Here is a 2146-nt window from a genome sequence, read left to right on the forward strand (position 1 = left end):
CTTAGTAAACCAGTCATCAAAGACTTCAGTGGTATATATTGAGTACATAAGAGTAATGTATCCTATAGGATACATTCATGCAAGAAATAAACTTGAATGTATGGGGCTACAACAGAATTTCGTATAACCGCCATTATGTTAAATAAGTAAAATTTAGTTATTTTTTTGAGATGATGGAGCTGAGTTCCATGTGTCTAATAAGCGCCATATTGCATTATCAATATCTTGCCATTTCTCCCAATTGTTTAAATTAGTTTCCCATTGAACCCATATATCCCCATACTTATTTGATTCATAGTTATTTCCTATTATTTCAATTGATTCTCCATTTTCTGGTCTTCTTCCTCTTGTATTAACTTTAAGAAAGACACCAGAAACATTTGGAATATTCGAATCTGCATAACAAAATAGATATTCATCAGAAAAAATCCTCCGATAACATTCCAAGCCGAATTTTTTAAATTTCGAATCCATCTTGACATATTCCGGAGTAATATTATTAAGAATTACTTTTTTTGTATCAGTATTATTTTCCCTCATCTCTAAACCTAAACCTTTTATTTGTACTCGTACCTGATCTTTATGATCAGGTGCAAAACCATCCGTAGCTTCTATTTTTTCCCTATTGAAAGTTAAATAAAATTCTAATTGTCGATTAGAGTCAGGCATTGGTAAAGTATTTGCTTCCTCTTGAGTTATAGCGGGAAATTTTTCAGGAATATAGTCAATTGGAAACTGCCCTAAATAATGTTCACGTTCAGGGCGATAAAATTCATTATCAAATTGGGCAGGAATATGTTTTCTACGTGGACCAAGCTTTGCTTTTACTATCAAATTTGGATTCTGCTTCCATGTCACTATTTCCCCTTCTTTAGGAATATCTTTTGAAATATCTTTTGATGTACATCCAATAAGTAACAGGACATACGAGGAAATAATCCAATATCTTTTTATTAGCATTATTTATCTCTTATAAATTTATGATTTCAGCAAAATCAGAATAGTTAAATTTCCCTAAAATTAACATAATACACGTTATGCGAAGTTAAAAATGGGAGCTATAAGCTCCCATTTTTAATCTTTAATTCGCTTTTTCGCTTCGTCATAAACTATGCTATCAGCTCGTTTTCCGACGGTAATGAGCAGGATAACTACCTGATCATCTTTAACTTGATAGACAAGTCGGACACCAGCTTTTAATAATTTGATTTTATAGCAACCTGCAAGATCGCCTCTAAGCATGTTCTTTGGAATATGTGGCTGCTCTATGACTTTAGCTAGTTTCTTTTTAAATTGATCTCGTATAGCAACAGGGAGTTTTTCCCATTCTGCTGTAAAGTCCTTGTGACGTAAAAGCTTATAAGTCATCTAATGTGACTTCCTCAAACATCTCTTTAGGATCGTTAATGCGCTTACGGACAAGGGCTAATAATTCTTCATCTTCTTCCGAAAGCAAAGCTTTTTTGACGGGCAGTTTCCCAGTCGTAGCAACATACTCAAGAATACTAGTGAAGAAATCCGTAGGTGCAATACCTTGCTCTTTAAGGATTGAATAAGATTTTTCTTTAAGGGCTTCATCGACCCTGAAGTTAACAGTAGCCATCATATTTCCCAAGTATTTAATGTACTAGGATTAGTGTAATGCAAATTGCATTACAAGTCGACTTCGCATAACAGCCATTATGTTAAATAAAGATATGTCAGTTAAGTGCTATTTAAGTCTTAAGATATCAATTTGACTAATAAAATATTTATTACCATCAACAGTATATTTTAATGAGTAGTAATAACAAATTCTATCGTTAGCATATATTTGATTTAGATCAAATAATTTATCTTGATATCTAGGAATATGGTGGAATTTACTGATACTTCCATCAGTATTTTGAAAAGTAATATAATCTGTTGGCCCACCCCGAGTAGGTCCGGGGATAGATTTGATGCCTAAATATTTACCACATACTTTTATCTTATCAGTCGCTAATATTGATTTTTCAACATCTTTTTTCAGCATATAACTAGGGTCTGTTGACATTTCAAGTATAGAATTTACCCGATAAAGGTAGCCAAATAAATATACAAGCTAATACAACTGCCCCCTCATAGCTACACTTTAGCTTATCATATCGTGTTGCTATTCCTCTGA

General features: G+C 32.9%; 4 protein-coding genes and 1 pseudogene. All 5 read right to left on the bottom strand.

Translation table 11 applies throughout. The features are described from left to right. Positions 1-153 precede the first annotated feature (153 nt). Positions 154-960 (bottom strand): hypothetical protein, encoded by an 807-nt coding sequence (locus FTU95_RS14865; RefSeq protein WP_247166041.1) that lies wholly within the window; start codon positions 958-960, stop codon positions 154-156. A 114-nt stretch (positions 961-1074) separates the two neighbouring features. Further along, complete coding sequence (locus FTU95_RS14870; RefSeq protein WP_000221358.1) at positions 1075-1368, bottom strand: type II toxin-antitoxin system RelE/ParE family toxin; 294 nt, start codon at positions 1366-1368, stop codon at positions 1075-1077. Beyond that, positions 1358-1603 (bottom strand): type II toxin-antitoxin system RelB/DinJ family antitoxin, encoded by a 246-nt coding sequence (locus FTU95_RS14875; RefSeq protein WP_000246756.1) that lies wholly within the window; start codon positions 1601-1603, stop codon positions 1358-1360. Before FTU95_RS14875 ends, FTU95_RS14870 begins: the two co-directional genes overlap by 11 nt. A 108-nt stretch (positions 1604-1711) precedes the next feature. Further along, the gene (locus tag FTU95_RS14880) at positions 1712-2035 is read right to left on the bottom strand and encodes a hypothetical protein (protein ID WP_180078884.1); all 324 of its coding nucleotides are present in this window, start codon (positions 2033-2035) and stop codon (positions 1712-1714) included. A gap of 1 nt (position 2036) precedes the next feature. Beyond that, positions 2037-2146, bottom strand: a pseudogene (locus FTU95_RS14885) (IS5/IS1182 family transposase); the annotation flags it as partial.

The organism is Acinetobacter sp. YH12208 (assembly GCF_013418055.1).
GTDB lineage: Bacteria > Pseudomonadota > Gammaproteobacteria > Pseudomonadales > Moraxellaceae > Acinetobacter > Acinetobacter pseudolwoffii.